Source organism: Nonomuraea sp. NPDC005983 (assembly GCF_040614375.1).
Taxonomy (GTDB): Bacteria; Actinomycetota; Actinomycetes; order Streptosporangiales; family Streptosporangiaceae; genus Nonomuraea.
The window spans coordinates 15469-32128 of record NZ_JBEXUP010000104.1 but is presented as its reverse complement, the minus strand read 5'-3'; the positions used below and the strand labels follow the sequence as shown (position 1 = coordinate 32128).

General features: G+C 71.5%; 16 protein-coding genes. 5 read left to right on the top strand and 11 right to left on the bottom strand.

The genetic code is table 11. The features are described from left to right. The 9 genes from ABZ297_RS33865 to ABZ297_RS33825 all read right to left on the bottom strand — a co-directional run. On the bottom strand, positions 1 to 589 hold a 589-nt coding region (locus ABZ297_RS33865; protein ID WP_355354935.1), incomplete at its 3' end, for a prephenate dehydrogenase. Positions 590 to 636: 47 nt separating this feature from the next. After that, positions 637 to 996, bottom strand: coding sequence for a chorismate mutase (gene aroH / locus ABZ297_RS33860; RefSeq protein WP_355354932.1), 360 nt, complete (start codon positions 994 to 996; stop codon positions 637 to 639). A 72-nt stretch (positions 997 to 1068) separates the two neighbouring features. Then, positions 1069 to 2970 carry a pseudouridine synthase gene (locus tag ABZ297_RS33855; protein WP_355354930.1) on the bottom strand — a complete coding sequence of 634 codons (1902 nt, stop codon included), beginning with the start codon at positions 2968 to 2970 and terminating at the stop codon, positions 1069 to 1071. Continuing rightward, entirely contained in the window at positions 2967 to 3629 is a 663-nt protein-coding gene (gene scpB / locus ABZ297_RS33850; protein WP_355354927.1) for an SMC-Scp complex subunit ScpB, read from the bottom strand. The genes ABZ297_RS33855 and scpB overlap by 4 nt, the downstream gene beginning before the upstream one ends. 298 nt (positions 3630 to 3927) lie before the next feature. Further along, positions 3928 to 4746: a segregation/condensation protein A gene (locus ABZ297_RS33845; protein WP_355354924.1), complete on the bottom strand. Its 819-nt coding sequence runs from the start codon at positions 4744 to 4746 to the stop codon at positions 3928 to 3930. Further along, a complete protein-coding gene (locus tag ABZ297_RS33840; RefSeq protein ID WP_355354921.1) occupies positions 4743 to 5684 on the bottom strand; it encodes a ParA family protein in 942 nt (313 codons plus the stop codon). The genes ABZ297_RS33845 and ABZ297_RS33840 overlap by 4 nt, the downstream gene beginning before the upstream one ends. Positions 5685 to 5799: 115 nt before the next feature. Further along, entirely contained in the window at positions 5800 to 6705 is a 906-nt protein-coding gene (gene xerD / locus ABZ297_RS33835; protein ID WP_355354918.1) for a site-specific tyrosine recombinase XerD, read from the bottom strand. 15 nt (positions 6706 to 6720) lie between these two features. After that, the gene (locus tag ABZ297_RS33830) at positions 6721 to 7332 is read right to left on the bottom strand and encodes an NUDIX hydrolase (protein ID WP_355354915.1); all 612 of its coding nucleotides are present in this window, start codon (positions 7330 to 7332) and stop codon (positions 6721 to 6723) included. Further along, positions 7329 to 8996: a CTP synthase gene (locus tag ABZ297_RS33825; RefSeq protein WP_355354912.1), complete on the bottom strand. Its 1668-nt coding sequence runs from the start codon at positions 8994 to 8996 to the stop codon at positions 7329 to 7331. The genes ABZ297_RS33830 and ABZ297_RS33825 overlap by 4 nt, the downstream gene beginning before the upstream one ends. A 110-nt stretch (positions 8997 to 9106) precedes the next feature. Here ABZ297_RS33825 and ABZ297_RS33820 point away from each other — a divergent pair, with 110 nt between their 5' ends. The 3 genes from ABZ297_RS33820 (at position 9107) to ABZ297_RS33810 (ending at position 11799) form a co-directional block, all read left to right on the top strand. Beyond that, positions 9107 to 9769 (top strand): acyltransferase, encoded by a 663-nt coding sequence (locus ABZ297_RS33820; RefSeq protein WP_355354909.1) that lies wholly within the window; start codon positions 9107 to 9109, stop codon positions 9767 to 9769. A 63-nt stretch (positions 9770 to 9832) separates the two neighbouring features. Beyond that, positions 9833 to 10957 (top strand): nitronate monooxygenase family protein, encoded by a 1125-nt coding sequence (locus ABZ297_RS33815; protein ID WP_355354906.1) that lies wholly within the window; start codon positions 9833 to 9835, stop codon positions 10955 to 10957. Between the two features lie 17 nt (positions 10958 to 10974). Further along, positions 10975 to 11799 (top strand): GntR family transcriptional regulator, encoded by an 825-nt coding sequence (locus ABZ297_RS33810; protein ID WP_355354903.1) that lies wholly within the window; start codon positions 10975 to 10977, stop codon positions 11797 to 11799. Here the strand turns inward: ABZ297_RS33810 and ABZ297_RS33805 are convergent. Continuing rightward, a complete protein-coding gene (locus ABZ297_RS33805) occupies positions 11756 to 14158 on the bottom strand; it encodes an FAD-dependent oxidoreductase (RefSeq protein WP_355354900.1) in 2403 nt (800 codons plus the stop codon). The two genes, ABZ297_RS33810 and ABZ297_RS33805, sit on opposite strands and share 44 nt — an antisense overlap. Positions 14159 to 14227: 69 nt before the next feature. Here ABZ297_RS33805 and ABZ297_RS33800 point away from each other — a divergent pair, with 69 nt between their 5' ends. Both ABZ297_RS33800 and ABZ297_RS33795 read left to right on the top strand, forming a co-directional pair. Then, positions 14228 to 15133 (top strand): choline/ethanolamine kinase family protein, encoded by a 906-nt coding sequence (locus ABZ297_RS33800; RefSeq protein WP_355354897.1) that lies wholly within the window; start codon positions 14228 to 14230, stop codon positions 15131 to 15133. Positions 15134 to 15137: 4 nt separating this feature from the next. Further along, complete coding sequence (locus tag ABZ297_RS33795; RefSeq protein WP_355354894.1) at positions 15138 to 15734, top strand: DUF4126 domain-containing protein; 597 nt, start codon at positions 15138 to 15140, stop codon at positions 15732 to 15734. Positions 15735 to 15747: 13 nt separating this feature from the next. On the opposite strand, the gene ABZ297_RS33790 is transcribed toward ABZ297_RS33795, so the two are convergent. Continuing rightward, entirely contained in the window at positions 15748 to 16563 is an 816-nt protein-coding gene (locus ABZ297_RS33790) for an alpha/beta fold hydrolase (RefSeq protein ID WP_355354891.1), read from the bottom strand. Between the last annotated feature and the right edge of the window lie 97 nt (positions 16564 to 16660).

Sequence of the window (16660 nt, the reverse complement as noted above, 5' to 3'; positions counted from 1 at the left end):
TGGCCGCCACCGCCGAGGCGGCCACGTGCGGGGCGTGGGAGACGACGGCCACCGCCCTGTCGTGGTCGGCGGCGTCGACCTGGACGGGGTTCGCGCCGCACAGCTCGATCAGCGCCAGCACGGCCTCGACGGCCTCCGCGGACGCAGCGGGGGTCGGGCAGAGCGCCCACGGGCGCCCGAGGAACAGATCGGCCCTGGCCGCCCCCGGGCCGGACTTCTCGCGCCCCGCCAGCGGGTGCGAGGCCACGTAGCGGGTCAGGTCGCAGCCGAGCTGGGTGGCCCGGTCGATGGGCTCGGCCTTCACGCTGGCCACGTCCGTGTAGAAGCGGGCGGTGTCGCGCTTCTGCAGCTCCAGCAGCTCGGTGGCGACGTACGCGGGAGGCACCGCGATCATCGCGAGGTCGATCTCCTGGCCTTCGCGCTCCGGCTGCCACTCCTCGCCCGCGCCCAGCTCCCTCGCCAGCCGCACCGCCGCCTCGTCGCGATCGGCGAGCAGCACGCGCACCCCGCGCTGGCGCAGCGCCAGCGCGGCGGAGGTACCGATGAGCCCCGTGCCGACTACCAGCACGGTGCGGAGGTCGGAAGCCATGTCGTTGTCCTGATTTATCGGGCTATTACTGTTTTGGACGGTCAGACTTACTGGGCGATGTCCTGCCGGAGGGCCACCGCGCCGCGCAGATACACGTGCTGGACGTCGGAGCGCGGCCGGTCGGTCTCCACGTGCGCCATGAGCCTGACCACCCTCGGCAGCGCGCCCGGCACGTCGATCTCGGTGCAGCAGATCAGCGGCACGTCGTGGAAACCGAGCTTGCGGGCGGCGAGCGCCGGGAACTCCGCCGTCAGGTCGGGCGTGGCGGTGAACAGCACGCTGATCACATCATCGGTGGTGAGCCGGTTGCGCTCCATAATCGCGGAGACCAGCTCGGTCGTGCCCTCGATGATCGCGCCGCGGTCGTTGGCATCGACCTGGATCGCCCCGCGGATCGCCCGCACCATGTGCTTCGTCCCCTTCGTCAAAGCGGTGGAGCCCGTGCGGAGGTCCGCACGGGCTCCTGCGTTCTGGCCAGATTACAGCTTCACGGCGGCGTAAAGTTCGCCAACCTCCTTCAGGGAGAGCGCCCTGATGGTGCCCGGCTTGGTACGACCCAGCTTGACCGGGCCGAACTCGATCCTGGCCAGGTCGATGACCCGGTGGCCCGCCTCTTCCAGCATGCGCCTGACCACGTGCTTGCGGCCCTCGTGCAGCACCACCTCGACCAGCGCCTGCTGGCCGTGCTCCTGCACGATCGTGAACTCGTCGGCCTTGACGAGGCCGTCCTCAAGTTCGATGCCCTGCTTGAGCCTGCGGCCCAGGTCGCGCGGGATCGGGCCCGGCACCTTGGCCCAGTACTTCTTCTGGACGCCGTAGCTCGGATGGGTCAGCCTGTTGGCCAGCTCGCCGTCGTTGGTGAGCAGCAGCAGGCCCTCGGTCTCGGTGTCGAGCCTGCCCACGTGGAACAGCCTCGGAGCCAGCTCCTCGACGTAGTCGGCCAGGCACGGGCGGCCCTGCGGGTCCTCCATGGTCGACACGACGCCGATGGGCTTGTTCAGCGCGTAGTAGACCAGGTCGGGGGCGGTCGGGATGCGCTTGCCGTCGACGTGGATGACCTGCGCCGCCGGGTCCACCTTCGCGCCGAACCTGCGCACCACCTGGCCGTTCACGGTGACACGGCCGTCGCCGATCATCTCCTCGCAGGCGCGGCGGCTCGCGACGCCCGCCTGGGCGAGCACCTTCTGCAGGCGCACGCCGCCGGGGACCTCGGTGGTGTCGCGCTCGTCGGTGTAGCCCTCGGGGTAGAAGTCACGGTCGCGCATGGGCTGGCGGGCCGTCTTGAACCGGTCACGCGGCTGCGCCGTCGTACGGGCGCCGTCTCCCCTGCCCGTACGGTCGTACCCGCGACCGTCGCCTGAACGGCCGGTGCCCGGCTTGGCGGGCCGTCCGATCGTCTGGACGTCGTCTCGCCGTCCGCCGCGGCCGGAGTCGTCGCGCCTGCCGTACCTGGCACGGCTCGGCCCGCTCCGGGGAGTGTCCTCCCTGCGCCCGCTACGGTCGGCACGGAACCCGCCGCGCTCGCCGCGGGGCTCGTAGCCACCGTCACGCCCGTCCGAGCCTCGGTACCCGCCGCGCTCGTCACGGCGGTCGGAGCGGGGGCCTGCGCCGCGGTCGTCGCGTCGGTCGGAGCGGAAACCGCCACGGCCGCCGCGCTCGCCGAAGGACCGCTGCCCCCCGTCGCGCCGCGCCGCGCCGTAACCGCCGCGCTCGGAACGGAAACCGCCGCGGTCATCGCCGCGCTCGGAACGGTAGCCGCCACCGCGGTCGTCACGGAGACCACCGCCGTCACGAAGACCACCGCCGTCACGGCGGTCGGAACGGCCGCCGCGGTCGTCGCGACGGTCCGAACGGTAACCGTCGCGCTCGCCCCGCTGTGCCGGGCCGCTGGGGCGGTAGCCCCCGCGGTCGTCGCGGCGCTCTGAGCGGAAACCAGGGCCGTCACCGTCACGACGGCCGGAACGGAAACCAGGGCCGTCGCCGTCGCGCCGGTCGGAACGGTAGCCGTCGCGCTCGCCCCGCTGCGCCGGGCGCTCGGAACGGTAGCCGCCGCGATCGCCGCGATCGCCGCGGGAGGACGGGCGTCCGGCGTCGCCGCCGGAGAAGCCGGGACGCCCGGTGCGGGCGCGGGAGCCGCCGCGGTCGGCGCGGAGCGAGTCGCGCTCGCCCCGGTTGTCGCGGCCGTAGCCGCGGTCACTGTCGTCGCGGCGCGAACCGCCGCGGAAGTCGTCTCGGTGGGAACCGCCACGGAACCCGTCGCGGGGCGAACCGCCGCGAGCGTCGTCGGAGCGGAAGGCGGGACGTCCGCCACGGCCGCTGGAGCCGCCGGTGCGTCCACGACCGCGTCCATCACCGGACGGGGTGCTGCGCCTGTTGTTCACTTTGTTGTCTCCTCGAGGTTCTCCACGTCGTCGGGGAGGAAGGGGGCGAGCTCGGGGAGCTCGCTCAGGTCCTTCAATCCCAGACGTTCAAGGAAGTATGAGCTTGTCCGGTAGAGCACTGCCTGGCTCTCCGGGTCGGTGCCGGCCTCTTCGACCAGCCCCCTGGCGACGAGCGTCCGCATGACACCGTCGCTGTTGACACCGCGGATCGCGGCGACGCGGGCGCGGCTCACCGGCTGCCGGTAAGCCACGACCGCGAGTGTTTCCAGCGCGGCCTGGGTCAGCCGCGTCTGCTGGCCGTCGCGCACGAAGCGCTCGACCACCGACGCGCAGTCGGCCCGCGTGTAGTACCGCCAGCCGCCCGCGACGTCTCTCAATTCGAAACCCCGCCCTGCGGCGGTGTATTCCGCGGCCAGCGCCCGGAGCTCCGCCACCACCTCGTGCGTGGGACGTTCCAGCACCTGCGCCAGCGTCACCTCGGCGACGGGCTCGTCGACCACCATGAGGATCGCCTCGATGGCCGCCCGCAACCCCGGCCCCTCAGCCTTCTCACCCGCACCAGGCTCCTCAACACCGGCCCCTTCGGACCCACCGAGCGACTCAGCCCCGGACCCTTCGGGTTCGCCATCGATGCCGGCGCCAAGCTCGCCCGAGCGCATCGGCCCCGCCTCCACCGACCCCGCGCCGTCGACAGACGGTGAGGTGCCAGTGGAGAAAGTGGCCGAAGGGGAGTCGCGGTCCCTGTCTTCCGGCTCTTCCAGGGAGGAAGAGGCGGGGACGACGCCCTGCTCGCCAAGAGCGTCCCTCTGTCCGCCCGAAGCGGGAGCAGCCGACGTGGCGGCATCGCCCTCTTCCGAGGCGGAGGGAGCCGCAGAGGCGTCGCTCTCCTGTTCGGCGGCTGGGGCGGCGAGGGAGCCCGGGAGGGTCATCCAGGCGGGGAGGGAGGTCTGGGGGTGGTCAGTCATGGGACGGTTTCTCCGCGGTCTCCTCGTAGTCGTCGCCCACCGCGACGTCGCCGTCGTCCGTGCCCGTCCAGGTGACGTGCAGGTCTCCCAGGGGTTCGAGCTGGTCGAACGTGACCGCCGACTCTCGGAAGAGCTCCAGCACGGCCAGGAAGCGGGCGATCACCTCGAAGGTGCCCTCGCAGTCGGCGACCAGGGCCCGGAAGGTGGCCTTGCGCATGCGGCGCAGGCGCTGCACAAGGATAGCCGCTTGCTCGCGGACGCTGGCGAGTGGTTGGTAGATGTGCCCGACGCTGACCGTGGGCGGGAGCTTCGGGGTGAAGGCCCGGACGGCGATCTTCGCCAGCTGCTCCGGGCCGATGCCGAGGACGAGTTCGGGCAGCAGGTTGGCGAACTGCGGCTCCATGGGCACGACGCGGGGGAAGCGCAGGGCTTCCTCAGCCATCCGGCCGGAGAAGTACGTCGCCACCTCCTTGTACGCCTTGTACTGCAGGAGCCTGGCGAACAGCAGGTCCCTGGCTTCAAGGAGCGCGAGATCCTCCTCGTCCTCCACCTCGCCCGAGGGCAGCAGGCGGGCGGCCTTCAGGTCGAGGAGGGTGGCCGCGACCAGGAGGAAGTGGCTGGTCTGGTCGAGGTCCCAGGTGGTGCCGCGCGAGGTGATGTAGGCGATGAACTCGTCGGTGACCTTGGACAGCGAGACCTCGGTGATGTCCAGCTTGTGCTTGGCGATCAGCCCGAGGAGCAGGTCGAACGGGCCCTCGAAGACGTCCAGGTGGACCTGGAAGCCGACGGGCTCGGTCTGCTGCTCGGTCACCTGGCCATTGTGGCAGGTGCGGGCCAGCGCGACAGCACTTCGCGCGCCAGCTCGCGGTACGCGTTCGCGCCCAGGGACGACGGGTCGAAGGTGGTGATCGGCTCTCCGGCGACCGTGGCGTCGGGGAAGCGGACCGTCCGGTTGATGACGGTGTGGAACACCTTGTCGCCGAACGCCTCCACGACGCGGGCGAGGACCTCACGGCCGTGCAGGGTGCGGGCGTCGTACATGGTGGCCAGCAGCCCCTCGATCTCCAGCTCTTCGTTGAGCCGCTCCTGCACCTTGGAGATGGTGTCCATGAGCAGCGCGACGCCGCGCAGCGCGAAGAACTCGCACTCCAGCGGCACCATGACGCCCTGGGCGCAGGTCAGCGCGTTGATCGTGAGCAGGCCGAGCGACGGCTGACAGTCGATGAGGCAGACGTCGTAGTGCGGCAGCAGCGGCTTGATGACCCGGCCGAGCACCTGCTCGCGGGCGACCTCGGTGACGAGCTGGACTTCGGCCGCCGACAGGTCGATGTTGCTCGGCAGCAGGTCGAGCCCCTCGACGCCGGTTTCGAGCAGCACGTCTTCCGCGCTGACACCGCGGTCCATCAGCAGGTTGTAGACCGTCAGGTCGAGCTGGAGCGGGTTGATGCCCAGGCCGACGGAGAGAGCGCCCTGCGGGTCGAAGTCGACCAGCAGCACCTTGAGGCCGTACTCGACGAGGGCGGCGCCCAGGTTGATGGTGGTGGTGGTCTTGCCGACCCCGCCCTTCTGGTTGACCATCGCGACCACCCGGGCCGGGCCGTGCGTCTCGCGCGGGACCGGCTCGGGGAACACCGGTCTCGGCCGGCGAGTCGGCCCCAGGTTCACGCCGCTGGAGGGCGCGTTGGTCTTGGTGTCACCCCAGGGGTTGTCGGGGGTCCCCGGGGTCGAACCGTTGGTCGTCACAGTCACCAGCTCGAACCTCCCTGACGATCCCGAACCGGACCGTCCGGACGGACACTATGGCGTCACCACTAAACGCGGCAAGGCGGCACGCCGACTTCGGCGTCGCCGCAGAAACTATAGATCACTGCCGGGCACGGGGGTGCGCCGCGGCGTAGACCTCGCGGAGCTTGTCGACCGTGACCAGGGTGTAGACCTGAGTGGTCGTCACCGAGGCGTGGCCGAGAAGTTCCTGAACCACCCTAACGTCGGCACCTCCGTCGAGGAGGTGAGTTGCGAAGGAATGGCGCAGCACATGCGGAGATATCCCCGCAAGTCCGGCGCGTTCGGCCGCCGCCTGAAGGACTTCCCAGGCGCCCTGGCGGGTGAGCCGCCCGCCGCGGGCGTTGAGGAAGACAGCGGGGGTCCCCCGGCCGTGGGCCAGCAGGCCCGGCCTGGCCCTGACCAGGTAGGCGTCGAGCGCGGACCGGGCGTACCGGCCCAGGGGCACCACCCTGGTCCTGCCGCCCTTGCCGCGCAGCCGTACCTGGTCGTCCTCCAGGTCGTCGACGGCCAGGCCGACGGCTTCGGAGATGCGCGCGCCCGTCCCGTACAGGACCTCCAGCAGGGCGCGGTTGCGCAGGGTGAGCGGCGCCCCATCGGGGCCGGACGCGGCGATCAGCCGCTCGACCTCGTCCACGGTGATCGCCTTGGGCAGCCTGCGGAGCTGGCGCGGCGGGCGCACCTCGTGGGCGGGGTCGTGCGCGGTGACGCCTTCGCGCAGCGCGAAACGGTGCAGGCCGCGCACGGCCGACACCGCCCGCGCGGCGGAGCTGGCCACGAGCGCGGGGTGGTCTCCGTCGCCCGCGCGCAGCGCGGCGAGGAAGTCGAGGACGTCGGCCTCGCCCACCTCGCCGAGCGAGCCCCGGCCGCGCGCCTGCAGGTGTTCGACGTAACGGCGCAGGTCACGCCGGTACGACGCGAGCGTGTTGGCAGCCAGGCCCCTCTCCACCGCCAGATGGGCGAGATAGCTGGAGAGCACCGCCTCCACGACATGGTCCTTCCGTCACTCCTCCGGGGCGTCGGCAGGCCGCAACAGGGCGAATCCCTCGACCGAAGCCGCATACGCGGCGAGAATACCGGCCACGGCCGGGGAATTGTGGATCATTCCCATGAGCGCCTTCTCCACCGCGTCGGGCAGCGGCACCCACTCCACCGGCATGTCGATCTCTTCATGCTGGTGGACGAAGCCGTTCTCCTCCTCGGGGATCTTCGTCAGGTCGCGGGCGAGGAACACCCTGATCCGCTCGTTGGACATGCCGGGCGAGGTGTAGAGGTCCACCAGCGTGTGCCAGGTCTCGGCGCGGTAGCCCGCCTCCTCGGCCAGCTCCCGCGCGGCCCCCGCGACGAGCGACTCGCCCTGCACGTCGCGCAGCCCGGCGGGCAGCTCCCACAGCAGGTGGCGGGCCGGGTGCCGGTACTGGCGGATCAGCAGGACGCGCTCGTCGGCGTCGAGCGCGACGACCGCGACGGACCCGGGATGCACCACGTAGTCGCGGTCGGCGACCTGTTCGCGGGGCATCCGCACGGTGTCGGTGCGTACCTCGATCACCCGGCCGCTGAAGTGCTCCTCGGACGCGACGACGTCCCACTCCTCGGGCGTGTCGCGGACCTTCACTTGACCACCTTGGACGCGGTGACGCGGCTGTCGGCGTAGACCAGGGCGGCGCCGATCAGGCCCTTGAACATCGGGTTGGACCGCGTCGGGCGGGACCGGAACTCGGGGTGCGCCTGGGTGCCGATGAAGAACGGGTGGACGTCGGCGGGCAGCTCGGTGTACTCGACCAGGCGGCCGTCGGGCGACAGCCCGGAGAAGACCAGGCCGGCCTTCTCCAGCTGCTCACGGTAGGCGTTGTTGACCTCGAAGCGGTGGCGGTGACGCTCGTCGGCCTTGGCCTTGCCGCTGTAGAGCTGGCGGGCCAGCGTGCCCTCGGCGAGCTTGGCCGTGTAGAGGCCGAGCCGCATGGTGCCGCCCATGTCGCGCTCGCCGGCGACGACGTCCTCCTGGTCGGCCATGGTGGAGACGACCGGGTGCTTGGTGTCGGGGTCGAACTCGACGGAGTTGGCGTCCTCGATGCCGGCCAGGTGCCTGGCGGCCTCGATGACCATGCCCTGCATGCCGAGGCAGATGCCGAGCAGCGGGATCCTGTTCTCGCGGGCGTGCCTGATCGCGCCGATCTTGCCCTCGATGCCGCGCACGCCGAACCCGCCGGGGATCAGCACCCCGTCGACGCCGTCGAGCTCGCGCTCGGCGCCCTCGGGGGTGTCGCAGTCGTCGCTCTTCACCCAGCGGATGTTGACGCGGGCGTCGTTGGCGAACCCGCCCGCCCGCAGCGCCTCCGTGACCGACAGGTACGCGTCGGGCAGGTCGATGTACTTGCCGACCAGGGCGACGGTGACCTCCTTGGCCGGGCGGTGCACCCGGCGCAGGAGCTGCTCCCACTCCTTCCAGTCGACGTCGCGGAACGGCAGGCCGAGCCGCCGCACCACGTACGCGTCGAGCCCCTCGGAGTGCAGCACCCTGGGGATGTCGTAGATCGAGTCCGCGTCGACGGCGGAGACGACGGCGTCCTCGTCCACGTCGCACATCAGGCTGATCTTGCGCTTGAGCGAGACCGTGATCGGCCGGTCGGAGCGGCAGACGATCGCGTCGGGCTGGATGCCGATGCTGCGCAGCGCGGCCACGCTGTGCTGGGTCGGCTTGGTCTTCAGTTCGCCGGACGGCCCGATGTAGGGCAGCAGCGACACGTGCAGGAAGAAGACGTTGTCGCGGCCGACCTCGTGCCTGATCTGCCGCACGGCCTCCAGGAACGGCAGCGACTCGATGTCGCCGACGGTGCCGCCGACCTCGGTGATGACCACGTCCACGTCGGGGCCCGCCATGCCACGGATGCGGTCCTTGATCTCGTTGGTGATGTGCGGGATGACCTGGACCGTGTCGCCGAGGTACTCGCCGCGCCGCTCCTTGGCGATGACGTTGGAGTAGACCTGCCCGGTGGTGACGTTGGCGGAGCCGTGCAGGTCGGTGTCGAGGAAGCGCTCGTAGTGGCCGACGTCGAGGTCGGTCTCGGCGCCGTCGTCGGTGACGAAGACCTCGCCATGCTGGAACGGGTTCATCGTGCCGGGGTCGACGTTGAGGTAAGGGTCGAGCTTCTGCATGGTGACCCTGAGACCGCGGGTCTTCAGCAGACGGCCCAGGCTGGACGCCGTGAGGCCCTTGCCGAGACTGGAGGCGACACCGCCGGTGACGAACAGATGCTTGGTTTGCGATGCGCTGCGCAAAGGGGCTCCCGTGGCTCGAGGTGTGGCGAACTGTCCACGGGCTCTCAGGATATCAAACAACGTCCCCGACATGCCCGAACGGGTATGACCTAACGGTAACTTTGAGTGCTATGTCACTAGTACGGCGGGCATGGGGCACGCTGATCCACCGTGCCTACGCGGCGATCCGCCAGGCCGGGGCGATCACTCCGGCCACCCCCTCCGGCTACCGGTTCCGCCACCTGGGCGAGGGCGTCAGCATCGCCTTCCCCCCTGGCGCGATCTTCGGTGAGCAGTGGATCGAGGTCGGCGACCACACGCTGATCGGCGAGCGCGTGTCGCTCTCGTGCGGCATGTGGCCGGGCCTTGACCTGGGCGCGGGCTCGATCCTGCGCATCGGCGCGAGCTGCTCGATCGGCCGGGGGACGCACGTCGTCGCCCACCAGTCGATCGACGTCGGCGACCACGTCTTCACCGGCCCCTACGTCTACATCACCGACCAGAACCACGTCTACGACGACCCGGAGACGCCGATCGGCCGGCAGTGGCCGCGTAACAACCCGGTCTCGATCGGCGCGGGCTCCTGGCTGGGCGCGGGTGCGATCATCCTGCCCGGCACCAGGCTGGGGCGCCAGTGCGTGGTCGCGGCCGGAGCGGTGGTGCGCGGCGAGTTCCCCGACCACAGCGTGGTGGCGGGCGTGCCCGCCAAGCTGGTGCGCGAGTACACGCCCGAGCTCGGCTGGCACGCCCCCGGAAGCGTGCTGGGCCTGGACCGGCGAGCGACCGCGTCCTGACCGGCGTCGTCTCCACCTCGGGACGGCTGGACCGAACATCCTTCTGACAGTTAGCGTCGGTTCATGCGGACCGCTATCTGCGAGCGCCTTGGCATCGAGTTCCCGCTGTTCGCGTTCAGTCACTGCCGTGACGTGGTGGCCGCGGTCACCAACGCGGGCGGGTTCGGCGTCCTGGGCGCGATCGCGTTCACGCCGGACCAGCTCGACTCCGAACTCACCTGGATCGACCAGCGGGTGGGCGGCCGTCCCTACGGAGTGGACGTGCTCGTCCCCGGCAAGATCGACGCCTCGGCGCTGGACCGCCACGCGCGGCTCGCCGACCTCGTCCCGGAACGGCACCGCGACTTCGTCACGCACCTGATGACGAAGTACGGCGTCAGCGGCACGATCCAGCCGCCGGCCGCCTCCGCCGACGAGTTCGGCAGGCGGGTGACGGCGGCGGGCGCGTCCGGGCTGATCGACGTGGCGCTCCAGCACCCCATCGGGCTGATCGCGAGCGCGCTCGGGCCTCCCCCGCCGGAGATGGTCGCCAGGGCGCGGGCGGCGGGCGTGCCGGTGGCGGCGCTGGTCGGCACGGTGGAGCACGCGCGCAGGCAGGTCGCGGCGGGCGTGGACCTCGTCGTGGCGCAGGGCACCGAGGCGGGCGGGCACACCGGCGAGATCGCCACCATGGTGCTGGTCCCGCAGGTCGTGGACGCGGTCGCGCCCGTGCCCGTGCTGGCGGCGGGCGGCATCGCGTCCGGACGGCAGATGGCGGCGGCCATGGCGCTCGGCGCGGAGGGCGTGTGGTGCGGCTCCGTCTGGCTGACGACCGAGGAGGCCGAGACCGCCCCCGCGGTGAAGCGCAAGCTGCTGGCCGCCTCCTCGCTCGACACGGTCAGGTCGAGCTCGCGCACCGGCAAGCCCGCCCGGCAGCTCGCGTCCGCGTGGACCGACGAATGGGACTCCAGCCCCGAGAGCCCCGGGCCGCTCGGGATGCCGATGCAGCTCCTCGTCGCCGAGGCCGCGATGGCCCGCATCGGCGCGGCGGCCGAGCGGGGCGAGCCGGGGGCCCTGGAGCTGGCCAACTACTTCGTCGGCCAGGTCGTGGGACAGCTGAACCAGGTCAAACCGGCTCGCGAGGTGGTCTACGAGATGGTGAGCGAGTTCGCGGAGGCGGTGGAGCGGCTGGCCAGGCTGTCGGGGTGACCGGTTACGATGCGCGTGTGGTCGGGACACCCGAGCTGGAGCGAGGCACCGGAGTTCCCGCGCACGTGCAGATCGAGCAGTGGCTGCTCGACTCCATCGGCAGCGGCGAGATGGCTCCGGGCGACCGGCTGCCCGGCGAGCGCGAGCTGGCCGCCAGGCTCGGAGTGAGCCGGATGACGCTCAGGCAGGCGCTGGCCACCCTGGAACGCGACGGCGTGCTGGTCAGGGTCCCCGGGCGGGCCGGGGGCGCGTTCGTGGCCGAGCCGCGCATCGACTGCGACCTCACCGGGCTGGCCGGGTTCACCGAGCAGATGCGCCGGGCGCACCTGCGGGCCGAGGCCAGGGTGCTGGTGGCGGCGACCATCCCGGCGCCGGAGGCCGTCGCCGTCGCGCTGGAGGTGGAGCCGGGCGCCGCTGTGCACCAGGTCGCCAGGGTCCGCTCGGCCGGGCAGTCGCCGGTGGCGCTCGAACGCTCCTTCTTCCCCGCCCTGCCGGGCTTCCTCGACGAGGACCTCAGCGGCTCGCTGTACGCGCTGCTGGCCGGTCGGTACGACCTGGAACCGCGCACGGCCGTCGAGCACCTCGACCCGGTCATCGCCGGGCCCGCCGACGCCGCCGAGCTGGGCATCCCGCCGGGCACGCCGCTCATGCTGATCGAGCGCACCGCCTACGCCGCCGGGGGCGCCCCGGTGGAGTACGCCCGCGACCTGTTCAGGCCCGACCGGGTGCGGATCTCGGTGCGCAGCGGGGTGAGCAGTGGGACCGGCAGCGGGACCGGCAGTGGGGCCGGCAGTGGGGTCAGCGCACCCGCTCCCCCGCCGGGTCGTACAGCGGGTCCCTGACGACCGTCCCGGCCACCCACGCCCCCTCGACCTCGATCTCGACCTTCGTGCCGGGCCCGACGGGCAGATAGGCGTAGGCGATCGACGACTCGACCGTGTAGCCGTAGCCGCCCGAGGTGACCCTGGCCACGACCTCGCCGTCCACCCGCACCGGCTCGTTGCCCAGAGCGATCGCCCGGGGGTCGGCCAGGGTGAGGCAGCGCAGCCTGCGCGGCGGGTTCCGGTCGAGGGCGTCCCTGCCGAGGAAGTCCTTGTCCGGTTTGACGCAGAAGCCCAGGCCCGCCTCGTACGGGGTGATCTCGGGGCCGATGTCGGCGCCCCAGACGCGGTAGCCCTTCTCCAGGCGCAGGCTGTCGATGGCGCGGTAGCCCGCCGCCGTGAGCCCGTGCGGCCCGCCCGCCTGCCACAGGGCCTGCCAGAGCCCCAGGCCGTACTCGCTGGAGCAGTACAGCTCCCAGCCCAGCTCGCCGACGAACGTCACCCGCAGCGCCAGGACCGGCACGTCCCCCACGGTCAGCTCGCGCGAGGTCATGAACGGGAAGGTGAGCGGGTCGGGGGTGAGGGTGGCGAGGATGTCCCGGGCGCGCGGGCCCCAGAGGGCGAAGCAGGCGTACTGGCCGGTCACGTCGGCGATGCGGACGTCGGCGTTCCTCAGCGCGGCCTGCTTGCGCAGCCAGCCGAGGTCGTGCGAGCCGAACGCGGTGCCCGTCACGATGAGGAACTCCTGGTCGGCGCGGCGGGTGACGGTGAAGTCGCACTCGATGCCGCCGCGCCGGTTGAGCGCCTGCGTGTAGGTGACCGCGCCCACGTCGCGGGCGACGCGGTTGTCGCAGACCCACTCCAGAAGGGACGCGGCGTCGGGGCCGGTGACCTCGATCTTGGCGAAGGACGTCTCGTCGAACAGCCCGGCCGCTTCCCGGGTGGCGCGATGCTCGACGCCGACGGCGGGCGACCAGAGCCGCCCCGCCCATCCGCGCGGCCGCGGATGTCCTTCTGCGACGCCCTCGGCCTGGGCGTCCGGCTCGTTCGAGGCGTAGTAGTTGACCCGCTCCCATCCGGCCTTCTCGCCGAAGACCGCGCCCTGCGCGGCGTGCCAGCCGTACGCGGGAGAGACGCGCAGCGGGCGGCCCGCCGAGCGCTCGTGGCCGGGGTAGCGGATGTCGTAGTACGTCTCGTAGTTCTCGATCGCCCGCTTGAGCGTGTACGACGGCGAGCGATACTGGCGGCCGAAGCGGCGGATGTCCATGTGCCAGACGTCCATGCTGGGCTCGCCCTCGACGATCCACTCGGCCATCACCCGCCCGACGCCGCCCGCTCCGGCGATGCCGTGCGCGCAGAAGCCCGCCGCGACGAAGAACCCGCCGACCTCGGTCTCCCCCAGGCAGAACTCGTTGTCCGGGGTGAACGCCTCGGGCCCGTTGATCAGCTTGCGGATGCCGACGTCCGCCATGGCCGGAACCCGAATCCTGGAGTTGTCGGAAATTTCCTCAAATCGCGCCCAGTCCTCCGTCAGCAGCCGCCCGTTGAAGTCGGCGGGGACGGCGTCGTAGGAGGACTCGGAGGCCGTCCAGGGCGCGCAGTCGCGCTCGTACCCGCCCATGACCAGGCCCTGGACCTCCTGGCGGTAGTACACGAGCAGGTCCGGGTCGCGCAGCGTCGGCAGCCCGGTGTGCTCGTGGAAGGCGTCCGTCACCACGTACTGGTGCGACATCGGGACGATCGGGATGCGCACCCCGGCCATCCGCCCGATCTCCGCGGCGAACATCCCGCCGCAGTTGACCACGATCTCGCAGTCGATGTCCCCCTGGTCGGTGCGGACCCGGGTGACCCGGTTGCCCGCCGTGTCGATGCCGAGCACGCGGGTGCGCGTCCTGATCCTGGCGCCGCCCTGGCGGGCCAGCGCGGCCAGCGAGTAGCACAGCCGCGAGGGGTCCACCTGGCCGTCCGTGGGCAGGTAGGCCGCCCCGACGACGCCGGACGGGTCCATGAGCGGGAACAGTTCGACGGCCTCGGCGACGGAGATCTCCTCCAGCGGCAGGCCGAAGGTGCGGGCCCAGCCGATCTGGCGGCGGATCTCCGCCATCCGCTCGGGCGTGGAGGCCAGCTTGATGCCGCCGCACTCGCTCCAGCCGGCGTCCAAGCGGCGGTAGAGCTCGACGGAGTACTGGTTCATCCGGGTCAGCGTGGGGTCGGCGCGAAGCTGTCCGACCAGCCCGGCAGAGTGGAAGGTGGAGCCGCTGGTCAGCTCGTCGCGCTCCAGCAGGACGACGTCGCGTTCGCCGAGTTCCGTCAGGTGGTAGGCCACGGACGCGCCGCCCACGCCGCCGCCGATGATCACGATCCGGGCCGAGTCGCTCATGGACGCGAGGCTAACCCCCTGCTCCCAAAAGGTCTAGACCGTTTAGGAAAGGCAGGGCTAGCATCGACCATGGCCGTGAGCGAGGTCCTCGAACGCATTCCCGTGCTGTCCGGCGTCCCGCGTACCGTCGAGGAGCTGCCCGGCGGGCTGACCAACCGCAACTACAAGGTGACCACGCCCTCCGGCGCGTACGTGGTACGGATGTCGGCCAGCGACGGCGAGCTGCTGGCCATCGACAGGGAGGCCGAGCACGCCAACTCGATCGCCGCCGCGCAGGCGGGCGTCGGCGCCCCGGTGCACGGCTACCTGCCGGGCGAGGGCGTGCTGGTTGTGGGTTTCCTGCCCGGACGGACATTCACCGACGCCGACCTGCGCGACTCGGCGAACCTGCCCCGGGTCGCCGAAGCGTGCAGGCGCCTGCACGCCGGGCCGCGCTTCACGGGCGACTTCGACATGTTCGACATCCAGCGCAGGTACCTGGAGATCGTGCGGGCCCGCGGCTTCCGGCTTCCGCCGAGGTACCTGGACTTCATGCCGGACGTCCTGCGCATCCGGCGATGCCTCGCCACCCGGCGGGAACCCAGCGTGCCGTGCCACAACGACCTGCTGCCCGGCAACATCATCGACGACGGCGAGCGGCTCTGGCTGATCGACTATGAGTACGCGGGCAACAACGACCCCTGCTTCGAGCTCGGCAACATCTGGAGCGAGGCGGACCTGTCGCTCGACCAGCTCGACCTGCTCGTCACGTCCTACTACGGCCGCCGCCTGCGCCACCGGATCGCGCGGGCGCGGCTGCTGGGGCTGATGTCCAAGTACGGCTGGACGTTGTGGGCCTCCATCCAGGACGGCGCGAACGAGACGATCGACTTCGACTTCTGGTCGTGGGGCATGGAGAAGTACGAGCGGGCCGTCGCCGAGTTCACCGGCCCCGCCCTGCCTCGTCTCATGGAGCAGGCGGCCGGGGCAGACTAGGGCCATGTTCGCTGCGCTGACAGGGCTGGGCCTGTCCACGGCCGCCGGGTTGAACGCCTACATCCCACTCCTCGTCGTGGGCGTGCTCGCCAACGTCACCGACGCGGTGAAGCTGCCCGACGGTTACGCGTGGCTGTCCAACTGGGGCGTGCTCGCGGTGATCGCGGTGCTGCTGCTGGCGGAGATCGTGCTCGACAAGGTGCCGGCCGTCGACAGCGTCAACGACGCCATCCAGACCGCCGTGCGGCCCGTGTCCGGCGGCGTGGTGTTCAGCGCCACGAACGCCGCCGCCGAGCTCGACCACTCGACCTGGATGACCGAGCATCCCTGGGTGGGCTGGCTGCTGGGCATCGCCGTGGCCCTGGCCGTGCATGTGCTGAAGGCAACGGCCCGCCCGGTGATCAACGCGGGGACCGCGGGGGTGGGAGCGCCGGTCGCCAGCACCGTGGAGGACGCCGGGTCGCTGGGGATGAGCCTGATCGCGGTGTTCGTACCGATCCTGGTGGTCGTCGTCCTGGTGCTGCTGGCGCTGCTCGGGTGGTGGACGTTCAGGAAGGTCCGCCGCTTCCGCCTCCACCGCAGCCGCCGCCCCGCGGGCTGACGTCTTCTGCGCCCTACTGCTCCGGCCGCGAGCGCCCCGCTCTCACCCACCGTCCGACGACGTTCACGAACTCCGCGGGACGCTCCTCGTGCAACCGGTGGCTGGACCCCTCCCAGCACACCACCCTCGACTCGGGATGCTTCACCAGCCCCGCCTCCCAGGCCGCCTGGGCGGGGTCGAACCAGAACGACAGCACCGGGCACCGCCTGTGGGCAAGGTACTCGTCGCTGACCGGCCGGACCCCCACCGAGTCCGGCAGCGTGAACATGCCCTCGAACGCCTGGGCGAGCACGTGCGGCGGCATCCCGTACAGCCTGCGCTTGTGCCACCGCCTGACGACGGCGGGCGTGGCGGCGTTCGTGCACCACTCGTCGATCTGGACGGCGACCTCGTGCGCGTGCTCGCCGCGCAACCCCGCGACCATCCCCGGAAACCCCCGCGCGACCTCGGGCGTCATCCCGTACGCCGGTTCGACCGCGACCACCCTGGCCACCCGCTCCGGATGCTCCACCGCCAGCACCGAGACGACCTGCCCGCCCATCGAGTGCCCGACCGCGACCACCTCGGGAACCCCGAGACGGGCGAGCAGGCGGTTCACGTCCTCGGCCATCGCCCGTGGCGTGTTATCGGACTCCGGCACCGACGAGTAGCCGTGGCCGCGCAGGTCGACCGCGATCACCCGGTGGGTCCGGGCCAGCGCGTCGATGTGCCACGACCACTGGTGCGAGTCGGCGCCCCAGCCGTGTACGAGGAGCAGCGGCGGCCCGTCGCCCCTTCCGTCGTCGGTGTAGAAGAGCTTGATGTCTCCGCCGACGTCCGCGTATGGCATGACAGCGCCTCCTAGGTGGGTTCGACGCGGGTGACGTGCGGGCTCACCCGCACCAGAAGAGCGCCTCGCGGAAGCCCGCCTCACGGAAGAGCGCCTC